Source organism: Shimia fortis (assembly GCF_040225985.1).
In the GTDB taxonomy this organism is placed as follows: domain Bacteria; phylum Pseudomonadota; class Alphaproteobacteria; order Rhodobacterales; family Rhodobacteraceae; genus Shimia.
Map to the genome: position 1 here is coordinate 1 of NZ_JBBPEU010000023.1, position 18,384 is coordinate 18,384.

The 18,384-nt window shown below is 63.4% G+C and carries 14 protein-coding genes and 1 CRISPR repeat array; of the genes, 1 reads left to right on the plus strand and 13 read right to left on the minus strand.

Annotation, left to right across the window (positions count from 1 at the left end; all coding sequences use genetic code 11):
• The 4 genes from WNE31_RS17990 to WNE31_RS18005 form a co-directional block, all read right to left on the minus strand.
• Positions 1-1,756, minus strand: a 1,756-nt coding sequence (locus WNE31_RS17990) for a TM0106 family RecB-like putative nuclease (RefSeq protein ID WP_349981330.1), incomplete at its 3' end; no start/stop codon positions are given.
• The gene (locus tag WNE31_RS17995; protein WP_349981331.1) at positions 1,753-4,359 is read right to left on the minus strand and encodes an AAA family ATPase; all 2,607 of its coding nucleotides are present in this window, start codon (positions 4,357-4,359) and stop codon (positions 1,753-1,755) included. The genes WNE31_RS17995 and WNE31_RS17990, both read right to left, overlap by 4 nt.
• A 3-nt stretch (positions 4,360-4,362) precedes the next feature.
• Positions 4,363-5,490 (minus strand): metallophosphoesterase family protein, encoded by a 1,128-nt coding sequence (locus tag WNE31_RS18000; RefSeq protein ID WP_349981332.1) that lies wholly within the window; start codon positions 5,488-5,490, stop codon positions 4,363-4,365.
• Positions 5,491-5,632: 142 nt separating this feature from the next.
• A complete protein-coding gene (locus tag WNE31_RS18005; protein ID WP_349981333.1) occupies positions 5,633-6,610 on the minus strand; it encodes a helix-turn-helix transcriptional regulator in 978 nt (325 codons plus the stop codon).
• Positions 6,611-6,703: 93 nt separating this feature from the next.
• On the opposite strand from WNE31_RS18005, the gene WNE31_RS18010 reads away from it, so the two are divergent.
• The gene (locus WNE31_RS18010; protein ID WP_349981334.1) at positions 6,704-7,357 is read left to right on the plus strand and encodes a hypothetical protein; all 654 of its coding nucleotides are present in this window, start codon (positions 6,704-6,706) and stop codon (positions 7,355-7,357) included.
• 127 nt (positions 7,358-7,484) lie between these two features.
• A CRISPR array of direct repeats spans positions 7,485-8,184; the repeat unit is 29 nt; unit sequence GGGTCTATCCCCGCGGGTGCGGGGGAACC.
• A gap of 64 nt (positions 8,185-8,248) precedes the next feature.
• Here WNE31_RS18010 and cas2e read toward each other — a convergent pair.
• From cas2e to WNE31_RS18055, 9 genes are all read right to left on the minus strand, one after another.
• Positions 8,249-8,542, minus strand: coding sequence for a type I-E CRISPR-associated endoribonuclease Cas2e (cas2e, locus tag WNE31_RS18015; RefSeq protein WP_349981335.1), 294 nt, complete (start codon positions 8,540-8,542; stop codon positions 8,249-8,251).
• Complete coding sequence (gene cas1e, locus WNE31_RS18020; protein WP_349981336.1) at positions 8,542-9,417, minus strand: type I-E CRISPR-associated endonuclease Cas1e; 876 nt, start codon at positions 9,415-9,417, stop codon at positions 8,542-8,544. The genes cas2e and cas1e overlap by 1 nt, the downstream gene beginning before the upstream one ends.
• Positions 9,411-10,148: a type I-E CRISPR-associated protein Cas6/Cse3/CasE gene (locus WNE31_RS18025; protein ID WP_349981337.1), complete on the minus strand. Its 738-nt coding sequence runs from the start codon at positions 10,146-10,148 to the stop codon at positions 9,411-9,413. The genes cas1e and WNE31_RS18025 overlap by 7 nt, the downstream gene beginning before the upstream one ends.
• Positions 10,145-10,831 carry a type I-E CRISPR-associated protein Cas5/CasD gene (cas5e, locus tag WNE31_RS18030; RefSeq protein WP_349981338.1) on the minus strand — a complete coding sequence of 229 codons (687 nt, stop codon included), beginning with the start codon at positions 10,829-10,831 and terminating at the stop codon, positions 10,145-10,147. The genes WNE31_RS18025 and cas5e overlap by 4 nt, the downstream gene beginning before the upstream one ends.
• Entirely contained in the window at positions 10,828-11,952 is a 1,125-nt protein-coding gene (gene cas7e / locus WNE31_RS18035) for a type I-E CRISPR-associated protein Cas7/Cse4/CasC (protein ID WP_349981339.1), read from the minus strand. The genes cas5e and cas7e overlap by 4 nt, the downstream gene beginning before the upstream one ends.
• On the minus strand, positions 11,949-12,488 hold the full coding sequence (locus tag WNE31_RS18040) for a type I-E CRISPR-associated protein Cse2/CasB (RefSeq protein ID WP_349981340.1): 540 nt from the start codon (positions 12,486-12,488) through the stop codon (positions 11,949-11,951). Before WNE31_RS18040 ends, cas7e begins: the two co-directional genes overlap by 4 nt.
• Complete coding sequence (locus WNE31_RS18045; RefSeq protein ID WP_349981341.1) at positions 12,475-14,046, minus strand: hypothetical protein; 1,572 nt, start codon at positions 14,044-14,046, stop codon at positions 12,475-12,477. Before WNE31_RS18045 ends, WNE31_RS18040 begins: the two co-directional genes overlap by 14 nt.
• A gap of 119 nt (positions 14,047-14,165) precedes the next feature.
• Complete coding sequence (gene cas3, locus WNE31_RS18050; RefSeq protein ID WP_349981342.1) at positions 14,166-16,703, minus strand: CRISPR-associated helicase Cas3'; 2,538 nt, start codon at positions 16,701-16,703, stop codon at positions 14,166-14,168.
• Positions 16,704-16,783: 80 nt separating this feature from the next.
• Positions 16,784-18,384, minus strand: a 1,601-nt coding sequence (locus tag WNE31_RS18055) for a hypothetical protein (protein WP_349981343.1), incomplete at its 5' end; no start/stop codon positions are given.

Sequence of the window (18,384 nt, forward strand, 5' to 3'; positions counted from 1 at the left end):
TCGTTGCGGGCGACTGCGCCCGCAACCCGGCCAGGCAATCCAGATCATCGCAGAGATCCTCGAACTGTTTGGTTGCCGCATCAAACACCGCCCAGGCTGCGGGCTTGGCCTCGCGCTGGTGGAACACCCCGAGATCGTACAACAGGTTTTTGCGCTCTTCCGAAAGGTCCGAAGCCGCGATCATGTCATGCAACAGGTCGATCTCGGCCTCCTGTGCCTCGGCCCGCTCGGACGTCGGGTCCGTCAGGTCGTTCCACACCGCATCTTCGGGGCGCAACCCCAACAGCCAGTCGCGCAGGTATTCCGTCGAAACACAATCGACCCGGTTATACTCCTCGATCTCGTCAAGGATTTGTTGGTCGCCGCTCTCGCGCCAGTCCTCGTAAGCGACAACCGATCCGCCTGCCGTGGTGACCTCGCCCGTGCGATCAATGTCATAGAAGGCTTCCATATCCTTGATGGAATAGCTTTTCTCCGAGGTTATGATCCCGCCCCGCACCACGGCATAGAGATCCACGAACCGCCCCTCCCTCAACCAGCGGTCAAGCAGCGCCTCGCCAAAGCCATAGCGGGTGCACAGCTTTTTCAGAGCGGTAATTTCATAGGGCGCATAGTGATAGATGCGGGCCTTGGGATAGGTTTCGGTCTGCGCCTCGAACAGCGAAAACAGCCGCATCAATGACTGCTTTTCCTCTGTATGGTCATGCGCCCAAAGCGCCGTAAATGCGGACCCGTCCCAGACACCATGCAAATATTCCAGCCCGTCCGCCGCGCCCTCGCGATAAAAGGGATCGCCCTCGATATCATAAAACAGGTCGCCCTTTTGTGGTTCAGGCAACAAGTCGAACCCCCTGCCCTCGACGCGCGGCTGCAGCTCGACCACGGGTGGGCCGGATTTGCGCGCATGTTGCAGACGCGCCTGCGTCCGCAGCTTCTCCAGCGTCGCACTGGCAATGCGCGGCACCCGCCCGTCACTCTCGGCAAGCACCTGCATCGTGGCAATGCCTTCCGCCTCAAGCCGCTGCACCTGCGTCCCCGAGATCCCGGCCACCTGATACAGGCTGTCCTGCTCTTTCCAGACTTGCGCGCAGTGTTCGCGCCAGCGGCAGAGACCGCAGGTCTTGCAGGGCACAGGACGCGTCTCGTTGGGCCGGGTGACAAAGCTTTCCAGACGCCGCCGTGCCCCACGGGCATAAGCAGCATATTCCGACAGACGGAACGAGAACCGCGCGCCATCTCCAAGCTCAACATGGGCCTCGGTCGGCATCACGCCCTGCACCTCGGCCAAAAGGTCGGAATAGAGCACAAGTTGCAGAACATGCCCCGGCGCAGGTTTGCGTTTCAGCTTGGTATCGGCCACTTCGTAAGACCAAGCCCCGAGCTTTGACGGGGTCTCAACCCGTTCAAGAAAATCACTGTAGCCACCCCACATGCCCCCTTCCAGCGCCCCCTGAAACACGATCTCCGGCCCCTGCCGAAGCGCTTCGCTTGTGGCGGCAACCGCGTGTTCAAAAGGAACATCATCCGTCTCTATCACGGCCAGACTGCGCCCTTCTGCGCGCAGTTGCGCAAGATGCGCCGCCTCGTGCGCATCTCCCTGTTTCTGCAACAACGCCGCATCGGCGCTGTCCTCAACCGGCGTCGGGCCAATCCCGTTCAGCCGCTGCAAATCCAGCGCGGTGGCATGGGCACAGGACATGAACCGCATCAGGTCCGATGCCGACAGGCGGATGTCTCCGGTCTTGTCGCGTTTCATGCCGCGTCCTCTCTCGAAATCACCAGAGGTGTGCCGCCAAGTGCCCTGAAGGCCCGCTGCCGGCAGGAAAAGACGATGATCTGCACATCCTGCGCCTGTTGGGTCAGGGCATTGAACATCTGCTCGATCCGTTCGTCATCGGTATAGACAATGGCGTCATCCAGAATAACCGGCGCCGGACGCCCCTCGCGTGCAAGAATGCGGGCAAAAGCCAGCCGCACCAACAGAGAGATCTGCTCACGCGTGCCGCCGGACAGGACGTCGAAGTCTTCCTCGACCGCGCGGCGAGTGACCGAGGTGATCATGCCGGTTTCGGCGTTCACCACAGGGTCCGCATCCGGCCAGATCAACCGCAGCAGGGGCACAAGTTCCTGCACCACGGGGGCAACATGACGGTTACGGGCCCGCGCCTGTGCGTCCTCAAGCGCCTTCAGCAACCGTTTGTTGGCGCGAATGTCGAATTGCAGCTTTTCGAGGCGGGTGCGGCGCGCGGCAAGCTGGCCGGACACCGTTTCCAGCTCTTCTTCTATCCCTTCCGATCCGCGCTGCCCGATCGCCCCGTTCAACTCGGCCAGCTGCCTTTCCAGTGCCGCCACCCGCGTGCGCGTCGCCTCGAGAACCGAAGCTGTCCGCTGGGCCACGGCTTCGGCCGCGCGCAGATCTGGGGCCTGCGCTTCCAGCGCCGTAAGCGCCCCGCGCGCTGCAACAACCGCGTCCTCCAAAGTTGCGACCTCGGCGCGCATCTGTTCCAGATCCGTCACGGGGTCGTCATGCGCGCCCAAAGCGGTTGTCGCACGGACCAGCCTTTCCCCGGCCGAAGTTGCCGCGCCTTCCAGACGGGCAAATGCCTTGTCAGCCAGATCAAAAGCTGTCTGTGCCTCGCGCAGGGTTGCCCCCGACTTGGCCCGCACCACATCTGCGTTATCCAGTGCGGCCTCTGCCGCATCCAGCGCGGGCAAATTCTCAACCCCTTCGCCCGTCACCGGCAAGACGGCAAGAGCTTTTCGCAATGCGTCGATCCCGTCCGGTGCAATCGCTGCAAACTGGGCCGTTAGGCCCCGCAACACGTCTTCATCCGCAGCCCGTTTTACCGCAGAAACCCGCGCAGCGGCCATGTCTTCAAACCCGTTTGTCGTCAAAGCCTCTTGCAGGACAACACGCGCGGCCTCGACACTTTCGTCCCCTGCCCCGACAGGCGGTCGCAATTCCAGAGCCCCGATCCCGTCGATGTCCAGCACTGTGGTTTCGGTGATGGAACGGGCCGTGTCCCCGTCTACCGGCGCGCCACCAATCCGGATTCTCCCAACACTCTCAGCCTCATACCGCACGGTAAAAGACGCCGCTGCTCTGTCCCGCGCCCGGATCGCGACGTTAAGATTGGCCTCATGCGCCTCAAGCGCGGCCAGCGCCTTGGCCGACAGGCCCTGCGCGATTTCCGCATCCAGCGTTTCAGTTCGCGCGCGCAAAGCTTCAGCATCCGCTATCCGTTTCTCCAGATCAGTCCGTCGCGATCGGGCCGCTTGGGCGGCCTGCGCTTTCAGGATCCGGTCGCGCATGTCGCGACACGCCCGCTGTTCCTGATCGGCTGCGGCATCGTCTTGCCGTGCGGTGCCCAAACGGGTCTCGGCATCCGCCAGCGCCTGTTGACCGGCTTTGAAAGCCTCGGCCGCTTGTATCTGCGCCTCTTCGGCCTGTTGCTTTTCGGTCAGTTTCAGCGACAAGGCATCAATCGCCCCTTGCACGCTGTCCCGCTTCGCTTCTTGCGACGCCAGAGAGGCCCCCGCCGCCTTGACCTTTTCGTCATGGGCCTTGGCCGCTTCAAGATCCTGCGCGGCCTTGCGCGCCGCCTGTTCGTCCGCATGGCGGCTTTCCGGATCGGTCAACTCCGCCAGTTCAAGACGCAGCTTTCGCCGCAATTCAAGATCGCTCTCTTGGCGCCGGACAAGGTCTTGCAAGCGGCTCTGTTCCTTCCCAAGGTAGTCCACCTCTCCGGTCAGACGTTCCAGCTCGCTCCCGCGTTTGGGGCCGCGTGTGGTCATCTCGGCGTCGATCGCCTTGCGTACCGCATTGAGCGCCTCTTCCATGCGGCGGCCCCCGGTCATGGCCTCGACCTCTCCGGCGACCGAATCCATGATCCCGCGTCGCGCATCCTGCTCTTCGCCGCGTTCGGACATTTCGACAACGCCCTGACGCACCCACAAAAGACCCGCCGGTCCCCCTTCGGCACTGGCCCCCAGAATTTCGGCCAACCGGTCTTCGGCCTCGCCCGCCTGCGCGACAAGCACGTCGTCTTTCCAAAGCCGCGCCTGCCGGCGGGCGGCACTGGACGACCACCGTTTGCCGATTTTCCAGACCGCCCCGTCATAGTCGAACGCAACCTCAACCTCGGGGTCGCCACCGGACCGCGGTTCAAGCTGTTTGGCCTCTTTCTGCTTCCACGACCGGTGCGGGAAATAGAAGGCCGCATGCAGCGCGTCGAAAAACGTGGATTTGCCCGCCTCGTTCGATGCGGTCAGGAGGTTCAGACCGGGGCCGAAATCGCGGATCGAAACCGGATCGATGAACTGGCGCACATTACGCAGGGAAACTGACTTGATCTGCATCTCTTACCCCTCGCGCACCAGCGTCCACAGGCGGTTCAGCGCCGCTTGCGCCACCTGCATCTCTTCTTCGGAAAGACCCTCGCCAGTCGCCTCGGCCAACAATTCGTCCGCCGCCTCGCGCAGCGCGCCCGAGGGTGCGATCAGGTCGATGTCCTCAAGTTCGTATTCGATCGTCAGATTACCGTCATCCATATCGAAATAGGCAAAGTCCGGCGCAGCCTCGACTACCGCATCGTCCAGATGCCCTAGTCCTGACAGCCGAAGAAATCCCTGAACCTCGACACGCATCAGAATATCGCGCCGCGCCCCCTGATCAGGATCAAGCACCTGCGATAGCGCCGCCGCCGCATCCTCGTCCGGTGTGAGCGTCAGAACAGGGGCTTGCCACGAAAACCGGCCGGTTTCGACAATCTGGATCTGCGGCACCTGCCCAGCCCCGGCAATGGTCACCACCGTGCAACTGCCCCGTCCCGTATGACGAAACCTGTCGCGTTCGGGCGATCCTGAAAACCGCACGCGCGGCCCGATCTCCAGCGCCCCGTGCCAATCCCCCAGAGCAAGGTAGTCCAGCCGTGCCGACCGGTCTCGATCAGGCGGGATCGTCGCCGAACTGTCAAAATTCTCGCCAAAATCCACCACGCCGCCATGCGCCAGCCCGATCCGGATCTCGTCTTCCGGCGTCTGGCAATCCACCATCCATTCGCTCAGATCCACGCCGGGAAACTGGCGCGGCCACGGCGCAGGCAGCAGCGCGACACCCGGCGCGGGACGTACCGGCTCGGGCGTTCGCAGGACGTGCACATTTGGCCCAGTTTCTTCGTCCAACCGCCGCCAAAGCTCTTCTCCGGCCAGCGAGTCATGGTTGCCTGGAATGATCCACCACTGGATGTCGTTGGCCCCGCTCATCACCGTGGCGGCCTGCCGCCGCACCTGCCCCGACGGGCCTGTTGTGTCAAACGTATCGCCCGCGATCAGGATATGCCCCGCCCCGTGATCCCGTGCCACCTGGATCAGACGGTCCAGCACCTCGTGCCGCGCCTCGATCAGGCGCCCCCGCAGATCTTCGGGCATCTGGCCAAAGCCCTTGCCCAGGTGCAAATCCGATGTGTGTACAAATGTAAATCCGGTCATGACTGTCCCCTAAAACGATCAGAATCGCGCCCCTTGACGCCAACCCGACTCAATTTGCGCAATAAGGATGACAAAAGCTGTCGCGGGGTGCATACCCCGCCCCCAGAAAAACCTTGAAATTCAGAACAAAAGTGAAACATCATCAGGGAAGTGCGTCGAAATCATCCCTGCGCGCCGGGTGCACCATCGCGGCCAGCTCCGCGGGGGCGACAACCTCGACGCAATCCCCCCACTGGTAGAGATGCCAGGCCATCTCGAGCCATCCCCCTGCCCTGAACCGTACCTCAAGCCGCCCGTCCTCAAGCATCTTTGTCTCTTGTCCCGGATGGAATTCCCATGACAAGGCCCGTTCCGCGGCCTCGGGCGAAAACCGCCAGATCACCTCGGTATACTGGGTGTCGTTGTGATAGGATCCGAACGCCTGCGCCGCATGGCTCTGCAAATCAAACCCCGCGTCCCGTGCAAACCATTCCTCCGTAGCCTCTGCCTCTTCGATCCGGTCCAGCCGGAAATGACGCAGCCTGTCATCCTTGTCAGGCTGGCGCGCCACCAGATACCGGCGTGCGCCGAGCAGAACTCCATAGGGCTCTACCAGCCTCTGCGCCCCCTGATAGCGGATCAGCAACCTGTATGGCCCCCTCAGCGACTCGGAAACCGCTTCGACCACGCCACTTTGCACCCGCGCCACCGGCCCCGGACGCGCCGCCATGCCATAGGCTTCCAAAAGGCTCTCGGCATCGGCTTCTGCACGGCGGGCATTGGGGGAAGGCAGGGCCGCAAGCAACCGTTCCCGAAGCGCCGCCAGCGCCTTGTGCTGCCGGGCATCCGCCGGATCATCCAGCCGCGAGAGGGCCACATCCAGCGCCTCAAGCTCGTCCGCGCCGTCCAGCGCCATCGCCGAGAGCGGCGAGGGCTTCATCCGCCAGCGCCGGGTGCGGTCCGCATCTTCGGTGATGTCCACCGACAGGGGAAACGCCTCTTGCAGGGCCTGTGTCATGCGCTGCGCGGTACGGCGCGTGACGTTGAAAGACTCGACAATCTCGTTCAGGCTCACGCCCCGATGCCGCGCGGCAGCCATATCGGCAAGTTTTAACAAGTCTTTGGCTTTTTCGAACGACATCTCCGCGCGCCCCGCCCCTAAATACATGTCCAACATTGCATATCAGGCGGAAAGCCGCCAGCATGGGTTGTATTGAAAAGGGGTATTTCGCGCATGTCCACATTTGAAACACTCAAAATCCGCCAGCGAGCGATCCGGCACGACTTTCCGCAGGATTTCGGCCTGCGTATCCACCGCGCCATCAGCTGGCTGGGCCGGGCCGAACAGGAAACGGATGATCCCGACGCCGCCTTCCTGTTCTACTGGATCGCCTTCAATGCCGCCTATGCCGCAGAACAGGAGAGCTTCGATTTGAGCGAGCGTGATGTTTTTAGGGATTACTTCCAGAAACTCTCCGAGTTTGATGCCGACAACCGCATCTACAACGCGGTCTGGACCAAGTTCACCGGCCCTATCCGCGTTTTTCTCGGCAACCGGTATGTGTTTTCCCCCTTCTGGAAGTTCCACAATGGCGTGCCGGGCTATGAGGATTGGCAAGACCGCTTTAACGCCGCCCAAACCCGCTTTACCCACGCCGTCTCGAATAATGACACCGTTACCATTCTCTCGATGCTGTTCGACCGCCTCTACGTCCTGCGCAACCAGACCATCCACGGCGGCGCCACCTGGAACAGCTCGGTCAACCGCGCCCAGCTCCGCGACGCCACCGCCATCCTCGCCGACCTCGTGCCGGTGTTCATCAACCTGATGATGGATCACGCCTCAGAAGACTGGGGCAAACCGTTCTATCCGGTGGTAGAGGGTTAAACCGACGCCACACCACATCAAAAAATTTAACAGGCCCAACGCCTTGAAGCGTTTTGACGGCACACATCTATTATCGCCGCGGGTGCGGGGGAACCCTTTTGATTATCCCCCCATCCCGACCCGCAAAGGGTCTATCCCCGCGGGTGCGGGGGAACCCAGACGCGGCTCAATGGTGCGCGTCGTCGTAGGGGTCTATCCCCGCGGGTGCGGGGGAACCTATGTTTTGCGCTTGTCGTTATGCTATCTCCGGGGTCTATCCCCGCGGGTGCGGGGGAACCGTGTCGGGATCGGCGGTGCCAGCGGAAATGATGGGTCTATCCCCGCGGGTGCGGGGGAACCCATACGCGCTTACTCCGGCAGTAGGTAGGAAAAGGTCTATCCCCGCGGGTGCGGGGGAACCGGCCTGCGCGCCCGGAATATCCCACGGGGGCAGGGTCTATCCCCGCGGGTGCGGGGGAACCTCCAGATCAGGATTGGTCTTGAACCTCTTTGAGGGTCTATCCCCGCGGGTGCGGGGGAACCTAGGCTTCCTTTTCCTGCCACGACTTTACGCCGGGTCTATCCCCGCGGGTGCGGGGGAACCAGATGCGATCTGGTAAGCACCATGTATCGCGCGGGTCTATCCCCGCGGGTGCGGGGGAACCAGACATGGCAATCGTAGTAGAAAAGCTGAGCGGGGTCTATCCCCGCGGGTGCGGGGGAACCTGGAGGAAGAAAAGCTGACCACCCCGCTGGGCGGGTCTATCCCCGCGGGTGCGGGGGAACCGCATCGACATGGCTGTTGCGCTGGCAATGGCGGGGTCTATCCCCGCGGGTGCGGGGGAACCTCTTGGGCGTAACCCGATGGTATTCTTCAATTATCAAAAAACGTGAGGCGAGCAAACCCCGTCTCTACTTTCGTTTTACGAGCAAAACGCCGTCTGCGTCCACGATATTCTTCGGGGGTTCGCCCAATGTCTCGATACGCAGATGCCCCACGGCGCTCTTGTCGCGCCACAACAGGGTGAGCGAGCCGCGCCCGAGCGTCAGGTGCCAGTCCCGCATCACCGCCCAGACCCTTTCGCGCACGCCCTTGGTCATGTCCGGCGCCACGTAAACGCCCGGCGACACCTCAAGCATGGCCGACGTCAGAAAGCCGCGATAACGGGCCTCGACATCGCGTGTCACGATCACCGTCAGGGGCATCAGTCCTCTCCTGTCATCAGCGCCTTGATGCGGTCGATCATGGCCGCGATCACCTTGTCTTCGGCCAGTTGCCGTCCCACCAGACGGCGAGTGCGTCGCTCGATCCCCATACCAGGGTGGTCGCGTTCCTGAGCGGCGGCACGAAAGGCGCAAGGGATGGTGATGCTGTCACGATAGAGATCCGCGACATCCAGCACAAAGCTTTGGCCGGGGTCTTCGTGGATGAACCCCAATTGTGGGATAGTGGCGGTGGCTGACACGGCGATGGCGGCGGCGGCTTCGACCGCGCTGGCGGCATGGTTCAGCGCCTGGTTCGGCAGATCGGCGGCCTCTGGGCGGGCGCGGTCGTAGCGGCGGCCCTGCCAGTCGATCCCGAACTGCTGTGCCAACAGTTTGTAGGTCTGTTTCATGCGGGCGCCCTCGATCCCGCGCAACACGTCAAGGTCGCGATGCGGCAAAACCTCGCCCAGACGCCAGGCATACATGCGCCGTGCGCACATAAGGCGCAGGTCGTCATCGGCCCACAGCCGCGCCTGTTGCCGCGCCAGCCCGGACCGGTCGGGGATCAGCGGTGGCGCAGTATAAAGGCGCACGCCATCCTCGCCCACGGCGGCCAGCGCGGTGCGGGCAAAGGACAACAGGCGCAACGCATCATGGCTGACGGTGGACCCCGGCCCAAGCAGGATCATCGACACGCCCTGCAACGGAATCGCATAGTCTCCGGGGGCCAGCGCATCGCCTGGCCCCGATGTGCCCTGCTCGAAGGCCAGCGTGCCGTCGCGCGCCGTCAGGGCCCCGCGCGCCAGATACAACAACCCGGCGCGGTCGGCGTGGGGGATGCGGGCCGTATCCAGCCCCAGCCGCCCCTTCAGCATGGGCGTTGCGGCGGGCGCAGCAGGATCATGCCGTAACCGTAACTCTTGTGCCGCCCGACCCCACTGGCCAGTTTCTCGGCGAACAGGGCCGGGTCGCCGACCTGTAGGGTGCCAAACACCACCGCGTCCGGCCCTTCCGACAGGCGCCCGCCACGTGCCACCTTGCTGCGTTGAAACCGCTCCAACCGCGTGGTCTGGCGATCCAGAGTCGCAGCCTCGCCCAGACGCGCCTGCAACCAGTCGAGATACAGCGCTTCGCGGTCCAGCGTTCCGCCGTTGAGGCGATGGCTCAGCCAGGCATCCACCTCGGCCCCTTTGGCAAACCGCCCGCCCTCATGCTCAAGCGCCTTGGCCAGCCGCACGACGGGGCGCAGACGCAGATCAAAGCCCAACCTCTGGCCACTCTGCCACGCAGACGCAGGGCGCGGCATCGAGCGCAACCCTGATAGGTCAAGAACAGGCAACAGGTCTGGCGTCGCGACGGCCCCTGCCCGCTGGAGCAGCGCCTCGGACGGATCCGTGGCATAGGCAAAGACCGACGCCGCCCCCCTGCCCCGCCCCGGCATCAGCCGGAAAGGTTGCAGCGCGGCAGGCCCGAAGCATTCGCCCAACAGGTGATGCAAGGCCGCGCCTTCATCCAAAAACCCGCGCCGGGACAGCCCGCGCCGTTCGCCCCATTGATGCAGCGCAGCGATATTGACTGGCGCCTGAACCAGATGAAGATCACTCATCCCAGCCTCCCGCGCACCACGGGCCGCGCGCCCCCGTGCAACCCGCTGTCCCAATTGCGCAGATCGGCAAGGTCGACGATACGGGCGCCCTCGGGCAAATCATCGGTTTCCGGCCAGAGCGCCTCGCCACCGTCCGACCAGTCCACCTCGAGCGAAGTCAGCGCCGCGCGGGCCGTGTCGCCCGTGGCCCAGCCCGCAAAGATCGGCACCGAGGGCAGGCAGGGCTTGCGCCCCAGAAACAAGGGCCGCACAGGCCGCTGCAACGCGTCGGCCAACGTGTCGAGGTCGGGACCATCGCCCTCGGCCACGCGCAAGACCACATGGCAGGCGTGATCCGCGAGATAGTCGCGCTGGCGGCGGTGGGGCGCATCATAGGTGGCTCCGGCCCGGCCTTCCGGAGCGCCCCACGTGGTCCAGCCTTTATCGGCCTTCTCCAGCTTGGCATTCTGCGTATCCGTCACCACCCTGCCTTGCCGCGCGATGCCCGCACCAAAGACAAGACGCGCTTGCAGGTCCACGTGCGCGGCCCGGTCCTGCCAGCGCCAGCCCAAGGCGTTAGCCAACAACCCGGTTAGCGCCGAGGCGGCGGGAAAATCGCGCGTCGGGCCGACATGGTCAATCGCCACGCCGCCGAAACTCATCAACGGCGCGGCAAGGTGCATATGCAGCCAGCGATGGCTCATCCCTGACGCCCCGCCAGCGCATCAGCCCATGCCGCCAAATCGGCCAGTGATCCAGCTTCGGCGCCGGGCACGGGTGCGTTCGACAGGCTCATGACACGGCGTTCCTCGCCCGTGGCATAAGCCGCATCCAGCGCGCCCAGATGATCCGACAGGGCCGCAACGGCCTGCCCGGTTTCCGGTGCGCAAGGCGAGCGGAACGCATCGGCAAGGCTGCGCGGCTGGCGGTCGCCCGCCTCCAAGAGCATCATCGCCGCGCGCGAGTAAGGCGCGGTCGAGCCCAGCTTGGCCCCGGGCGACACCTCGGCAATCAGGTAGATCAGGTTATGCAGCACCTGCCCGGCCAGCGCCACGTTGCCGCCAAGATTCTTCAACAGCCCAGGAATATCGACCACAACATAACCATAGAACAGCCCCGAGGTCAGTTCGGTTTCCTGAATGGTATCTGCGCCGGTCTCGTCCCCGGTCGCAAGGTCATCCACGGCCACGAAATAGTCGCTCTCGGCCTCTTCGGCGTGCACGGTAAAGGCATGCGCCACATGCACGGGCGCGGTGATATTGGCCTCGGGGTCCGAGGTCACCATACGACCAAACAGGGCACCCGTCAGACCGCCGGGCAGGGTTGCCCCCTGCCGCATCGCCTTGAAATTCGCGGCACCCTCTTTCTTCCACGCCTTGGCCAAGTCCTTGGCCGCGCCCTTGTCCCCCGCTGCGTCGGCGACCAGCCGCTCGGCCTCGGATTTCAGCCAGGCAATCTCGACCTCGCCCAACAAAAGGGTCTGCCGCGATTTCTTATCGGCCCCCTTGTCGCCATAGACCACCTCGTTGAAGGTCTTCTCAAACTCAGCGACCACATCGGCATCTACTGTTTCGCGCAGCTGTTCAAACACCTTTCGGTCCACGATCTCGCGCGAGCGGAACGCTGCGTCCGCCCCGTCAATACCGTGAATATTGTGCGGATCGTCGGCGATCCGCCAGTGCCGTTTCAAACACTGAGAACTCACCCGGGTGCGCAACACCCCACCAAACGGCAACCGTTTGGCCAGCCCGCTGTCATCACGATTGAGCAGTACCGAGCTATAGGGCGTCAGGAAATGGATTTGCAGAAATCTCGGGTTCGTCATGGGGTCACGTCCTCTGTCTTGGTCGCTGCGGCCTGATCCAGCCGCTGGTAATAGCTTTGTGCGATCCGCGCGCTTCCGGCGGGGTTCAATACCGCCCAGGCCAGATCAACCACGTTCAGTTTCACACCGCGCCGCGCCAGCATCCGCACCGCGCGTTCCAGCGCATCGCTCCGCGTGTTGCCGCGCGCCGCCAATAGGCGGGCGAGCCGCTGTTCGCTCAAAACCGGCTGGTCAATATGCCCCGCCTGCCCGCCGTCACACAGCACCGCACCCAAGGGGCGTTTGTCGTCCTGCACGCTGCGCGCGGGCGACGGCGCGCCCGTTGGTGTCAAGATCGCGATCATACGCACAATCTGCATCCAGCGTTCCGGCGCACGGGCAATCTCGTCATGACGCGCGGCCAACCGCCAGAACAACGGCGCGCCGGTCTCGGGCGTCATGCGCCGCAGCGCCGCAAGATCCCCCGGTTGCGCCATGGCCAGAGATCCGGCCACCGACATGGCGGTCTTGCCAACCTCGTTCTCAGGCTGCGTCATCGCTGGCCCCTCCTGTTCCTTGCTGGGATGCATTGATCTTGCGCAGCGCGCCTTCGAACGCCCGCCACGCCCGCGCCTCGGCGCGTGGCCGATAGATGCTGGGGCAGGTCACACCCGGAAGCGCATCTTCAAAACACCGCCGCGCCGCGACCTTCAGCTGATCCGTAAAACCCCGCCGCGCTGCCGCCCGCTCTGACAGCGTGCCGCCGGCAACCTCAAGCTGCGCCCAAAGGGCCGGGAAAAACAGCCCGTCCACCACCCGGTCAAAGGCGATTTGCGCGGGTTGGGCGGCTGCATACGCGTCCTTGGACGGCCCCTCATCCCGCCCGCCGCATGCCATCATCGCCAGCCCCCAGCGCAACGCTTTGGACACATCGGCAATGTCCTCCATTTGCTGCTCTGACAGGTTACGCGCCTCGGTGCCCAGCACCCTGCGCACCACTTTGCGCGACACCGGCACCAATCGCGACCGGAAGCCGTCGGTCTTGGAGTTCCCGCGCGAAAACGCCTCGGCGACCAACACCATATCGTCAGGATCGTCGGCATGATGACGCGCCAGCAAGGGCGCGTCCCAGTCTCCGCCAAAAAGAAGCTGATGCAGCAGGCGATAATTGAAATCCCGATCTCCGACCGTCAGCAGCTTGTTCTCTGTGCGGTGCACCGGTCCCCAGGGTTCGAACAACACGCCCTTGAACGCCTTGGCCTGAATCCGCGTGCCTTTCGAGGTCGCGCGTTCCGCACGATACCCCCCACGGTCAGGCCACAAGCGGATATGGCGACAAATCTCAATGAACCACGGGTCCAGCGACACAGGGTCCAGACTGGCCTTGGCCGGCCAATCCAACAGCCAGACCAGCGCCGTGCCGCCCACCGTACAGGGCGTGACCGCTGCCCCCGCCGCGCGGTTGGTCAGCAGTTGGTGCACATCTCGCTGCCACCACAGGCTTTCATCAACGCTATGCGCATCGCGCCCCGCCGGAGCCAAACCCAGTATCGGGCGGCTGGATGACCCGCCATTCATGCGCGCAATGCCATAGTTTCCAGCTCCGCCGAACCCCTCCATGGTCTGCAAAGACACCAGCGCAAACACCCAATCCTGGGGATGGTTTTCCATCGCCACGCGGGTTTTCAGATCGTGGTTGCGCGAGGTGATCACCATATCCAGTGCGTCGGGCGTCGGTACGGGCGACCATTTCAGTTCCCCCGGATCCGGCGGCTGCAGGAACGCCGGTTTCGTCCGGTCCGTCACCGCAAGACACCAAGGTGCATCACCTTCGAAATCCGGCGTCAAACCACGCAGCAAGGCGGCCCATTCGGTCTCGTCCCCGGGCGGTTCCTCGCGCCCGGCGGTCCACAGAGCCAGCGCAGCCAGTTGCACAAGAAACATATGCCAGGCCGGGCGCTGATGCGGGCGCATTCGGGTCAGCCCCTGCACCTCGCCCCGCGCCATTGCGGCCATCAGGCCGGGCAGGGTCAGCGCATTGCCCCCCTGCCCTGCGGGCGTAAACACTGCTTCTGTCAGCAGATTCCCGGACATGATCTGGTCCGTGTCGATCAACGGAAATATCCTCTTAGAATATATCTAATATTTGATTCACTCATCTTTAACGAGCGTAGGAAAGGAAACATCCTCCGCAATCAAAAACTAAGATGCCACCCTGTCAAAACCTGTCACCCTTATTGGTTTTCCATCTTTTGCAAGCCGCAGCGCCCATAGTGGAAAGGCCTGTCGCCGACGTTGAGAACAGTACCCGTGTCTTGCTGCTCAAGGGTTGCCGTTTCCGTGCCGTCCAGCCCCCGTGCCCATTGCGCGGGCAAGGCAAACCGCTGCACGGGGCGACCGAACGGCCCGGTCAAAGGCGCCTCCAAATCATAGACCGGCCCTGCCTCGCCGAGGCGCGTCTGGATGGCCTGTTCGTCGCTCGGATATTGCCGGGGAAGCGGCGCGTCGCGGTCCAGCACCACATTTGCCGCCATACCCAGTTGCGCGAGATTCGCACCGGTCAAGCGCGTGCGATAGTCAGTCCACGCCTGGCCCCGCGCTTCGGCCAGCGCCGCAAGCGCCTCGGGGTGGGTGGCCGCCTCGACCAGCCCCCGGTTCATGCGCGGAATCTCCCACACAGGATGCGCACCAATCTGTTCAAGTGTCGCCGCCAGTCCCGGCACATCCACATAGACCCCCGAAATCGGCCCGCTCTTGTCAAAGCTGCCGAGGCCGTTCTCGGCCCGTGTCATCAGCGGGGCAAGACCGTCCACAGGATGCAGCACCACACAACGCGGCGCCTCGAACCCGGCAGGCCGCGCGCGCCCCTCATGGCGATGCAGCCGCCCGATCCGCTGCAACAGAACATCCATCGGACAAAGGTCCGTGATCAACAGATCGGCATCAATATCCAGAGACTGTTCCAGCGTCTGCGTGCCAATCACCACGCAGCCCCTACCCCGCGACGCCCTTTTTCCCAATGCGCCCTCAACTGCCTTATCCAGCAAGACACGGTCCTCGGCAGAAAAGCGGCTATGGTGCAAAGCAGGGCCACCCGCCACCTGTAAGACCAGCCCTGTGTCCAGCCTACAGGCTGCCTCGAATGTCTCCTGCGCTCGTTGCACCGTATTGCGGATAACCAGAACCCGCGCGCCTTGCCTTGCCGCAGCAATTGCCCGATCTGCGGCCTCCTCGCCACTCCAGTCGGCCACGGCATCCATATGAACGCGCTTGCCGCTCCCCTGACCCGCCGCCGGTCGCGCGCAGGCCTCGCCCTGTATCCAGACCGCCGGATAGGGCGCGGCCACGGCCTCGGCCAGAGGGGGTACATCCCCTCCCAGAAACTCGGCCCGTGCCTGCGCGCCCAGGGTCGCCGACATCAACAAGGCGTAGCCGCCAAGTTCCAGATGCGCCTTAAGGAGCACGCGCTGGACCTGCCGCATGTAGCAGTCCGAGGCATGCACTTCGTCGATCACCAAAAGCGACCGCGCCAGCGCCGCACCTCGCAAATGCGCGTGTTTGACCATCAGCGCCGCCAGCATGGCCTGATCGACCGTGCCCACAGCCACCTCGGCTGCAAGATATCGTGTGGCGTGTTCCGCGGCCCAGCGGTTCGGCGTGTCGGTTCCCGCATCGTCATCCCACCGGACAGACCAATCCGGCAGACGCTGCCCCCTGGCCGCGCCGGCCACCACCTGCCCCGGAATGGCCAGAACCGCCTCGGGCGGATCGTCATAGACCCGAGCCAGCGCGGCGTTGACCCTCCCGTGCAACTGCGCCGCAGCCGCCCGTGTCGGCACCGCGAAATACATTCCATCCACCGCGCCCGCCGCCCGCAAATTGGCATAGCGCCACAGTGCCGCTTCGGTCTTGCCCGATCCGGTTTCCGCTTCAAGCACCGCCAACCGTGCCGTGACCGGCAAGGCGCCGATTTCGGCCTGCGCCGCCGAGGGCGCATCATAGCCTGTCAAGTCTGTAAACCCCATCAGCGCAAGGATTCCTCGTCCCCGCACATCCAACCCGATCTCTCGCAAACGGCGCGCGGCCCTTGTTTGTGCCCGTACCCAATATCCCACATCCGGCTGTGCTTCGAACGGGAAGGCCCTCTGGTCCGATCCAACCCAATCCGCCAGCGCAAGGACGCCACCAAAGAAGTGCCGGAACCGTTGGGTGGCCGGTAACGGCGCGCCTGCCCCGAACGCCTCGGGAAACCATGCGCGTAGCATTACCCCCATGCGACTTTCTTCCGCGTGCCAGTCATACGGCTCTTCGGACAGCCAAGGTTCTGTCGGGTTGGGCTGTTGAACGGGCCGTCCATGATGGGCAAAGAGCATCGACAGCCAATCCTCTTCGCCCAGCCACGCCACGAGATCCGGCACAACCCCGTCCAACGCCGTGTCTTCACGCTCTTCTAGACTGTCACACCAGTGCCAGCCCGCCTCGAGATGGCTTTGATATCCCCCGCGCCAAAGGCCCGCAGGCCACCCCTTGGCCTGAAACGCGGGTGAAATCTTGCCGATGTCATGCAGAAACACCAAAGCCCCAAGCCGCGCCACATCCCGATCTGTCAGAGTTCGACCCGCCGCAGTCTCCGCCCGCCAGCGCCAGACCGGCTGCGACAACAGGGCAAGGAACACCGCCGCGACATCCGCGGAATGGTGGCACAGCGCATGTGTCATGCCAGAGGCTTTATCCGTTTTCCCCCAAGCCCCAAATTCGCGCATGTCCGCCATCGCTCTTCCCTAAACGCCCGCCAACACACAGTTTCTTTTAGTTAAGTCTAAGCCTTGCCTTACCGAAAGACCAACTCACATTACCCCAAAATATCATACACTTGCCCGCCGATCATCAGGTTGATGCTGTCCTGACCCGCGCCGTCGACAAGGGCCCACATGATTTGGCCTGTGGGTCGGTAAATCACGAAACTTTCGCTAACGCCATCTGACCCTGCGTTTGCAGTTTCTGCTGTATTGACCTGAAACTGCGCAACCGTGGCTGATGCATTGCCAAAGACCAACACGTCACCGGCTGCAGCATCGTAGTCCTGAATCCAGTCCGATCCGTGACCAAACACACCCACATGATAGAATCGGTCGCCATCCGCGCCGCCATTAACACGATCATGGCCAAACCCGCCATTGATGAAATCACTGCCGGTCCCTCCGAAAATCACGTCACCAAAGGCGCTTCCGGTCAGAACGTCATCCCCTGCACCCCCGATGACCGTGTCGGCACCATAACTCCCGGCAATGCTATCATGGCCGGCGTCTCCGCGCAGTTCGTCATTGCCATAGCCGCCGTCAATGCTGTCATCACCGTCGCCACCATAGATAACATCTCTCAGATCGTTTTCGCTGTCGCCGCCAATCAGGGTGTCATTGCCCGCCGCGCCAACCAGAACATCCACCCCGTCACCGCCCAGTAGGCGATCATCGCCCGAAAGTCCGCGCAAGAGATCATCTCCATCCAGCCCGTCCAGCGTGTCCTGTCCCCCAGCTCCTTCCAGAGTGTCGGCGCCGTCCGTTCCGACAAGATGCAACGCCGCAGATTCAATACTCTGCGTTGGGACGCTCTCCACGGTTTCCGTGGTCCCTTGCCCATCCACAAAACGGACCCGCACGGAAATTTCGGCACTGACGTCCTCCTGGGTCAGCAGGTAACGGTCGTTGGTGGCCCCTTCGATCAGCGCGCCGTCGCGCACCCATTGGTAAGTCATGTCGCCAAGGCCGTCGGCATCCGAGAGACCGGAGGTGTCAACCAACAGCGCCACGCCCTGCCGCGCTTCACCCGAAATCACCGGAAGGCCCCGAACGGGATCGTTGATATTCAACACGGCCGGGGTCGCGGCACTGTCCATCGTTTCCACTGTGCCCAGCTCATCGACAAAGCTGACCCGCGCGGAAATCTGCAACCCGACATCGCTCTGGGTCAGCACCAGAGTGTGCCCGGTCGCACCGGCAATGGCGGTGCCATCCCTGAACCACTGAAAACTGAACGGACCCATCCCGTTGGGATCGGAAATAGCGGTCGTGTCAATGCTCAGGGTCTCACCCTGCTGCACCGAGCCCGTGATGACCGGAACGCCGCGCGCGGGTGCGGGGATTCGGGCTAGAAGGTCCTGCATCTCAAGCGTTTCATTGGTGAACTGGACAAATTCAACATCGCGCGCAAGACGCAACGCTTCGCCCTCCCGTTCCAGAACGATACGCTGTGAGTTGGCCCGGACCCCGTCCAGATCAGTGCTGGACCAGGACAAGATGACACGATCATCCCCGGCCCCACCACGCACGAAATCCGCCATATCCCCCACGTAGAACGTGTCATCCCCGGCCCCGCCGTTCAGCGTGTCGGTGCCGGTGCCGCCGCGCAGAGTGTCGTTGCCCGCACCACCGGACAGACGGTCATCTCCTGCGC

Coding starts and splice junctions, on each gene's coding strand:
- WNE31_RS17995 (WP_349981331.1), bottom strand. CDS start 4,359: ATGCAGATCAAGTCAGTTTCCCTGCGTAATGTGCGCCAGTTCATCGAT.
- WNE31_RS18000 (WP_349981332.1), bottom strand. CDS start 5,490: ATGACCGGATTTACATTTGTACACACATCGGATTTGCACCTGGGCAAG.
- WNE31_RS18005 (WP_349981333.1), bottom strand. CDS start 6,610: ATGTCGTTCGAAAAAGCCAAAGACTTGTTAAAACTTGCCGATATGGCT.
- WNE31_RS18010 (WP_349981334.1), top strand. CDS start 6,704: ATGTCCACATTTGAAACACTCAAAATCCGCCAGCGAGCGATCCGGCAC.
- cas2e (WP_349981335.1), bottom strand. CDS start 8,542: ATGCCCCTGACGGTGATCGTGACACGCGATGTCGAGGCCCGTTATCGC.
- cas1e (WP_349981336.1), bottom strand. CDS start 9,417: ATGCTGAAGGGGCGGCTGGGGCTGGATACGGCCCGCATCCCCCACGCC.
- WNE31_RS18025 (WP_349981337.1), bottom strand. CDS start 10,148: ATGAGTGATCTTCATCTGGTTCAGGCGCCAGTCAATATCGCTGCGCTG.
- cas5e (WP_349981338.1), bottom strand. CDS start 10,831: ATGAGCCATCGCTGGCTGCATATGCACCTTGCCGCGCCGTTGATGAGT.
- cas7e (WP_349981339.1), bottom strand. CDS start 11,952: ATGACGAACCCGAGATTTCTGCAAATCCATTTCCTGACGCCCTATAGC.
- WNE31_RS18040 (WP_349981340.1), bottom strand. CDS start 12,488: ATGACGCAGCCTGAGAACGAGGTTGGCAAGACCGCCATGTCGGTGGCC.
- cas3 (WP_349981342.1), bottom strand. CDS start 16,703: ATGGCGGACATGCGCGAATTTGGGGCTTGGGGGAAAACGGATAAAGCC.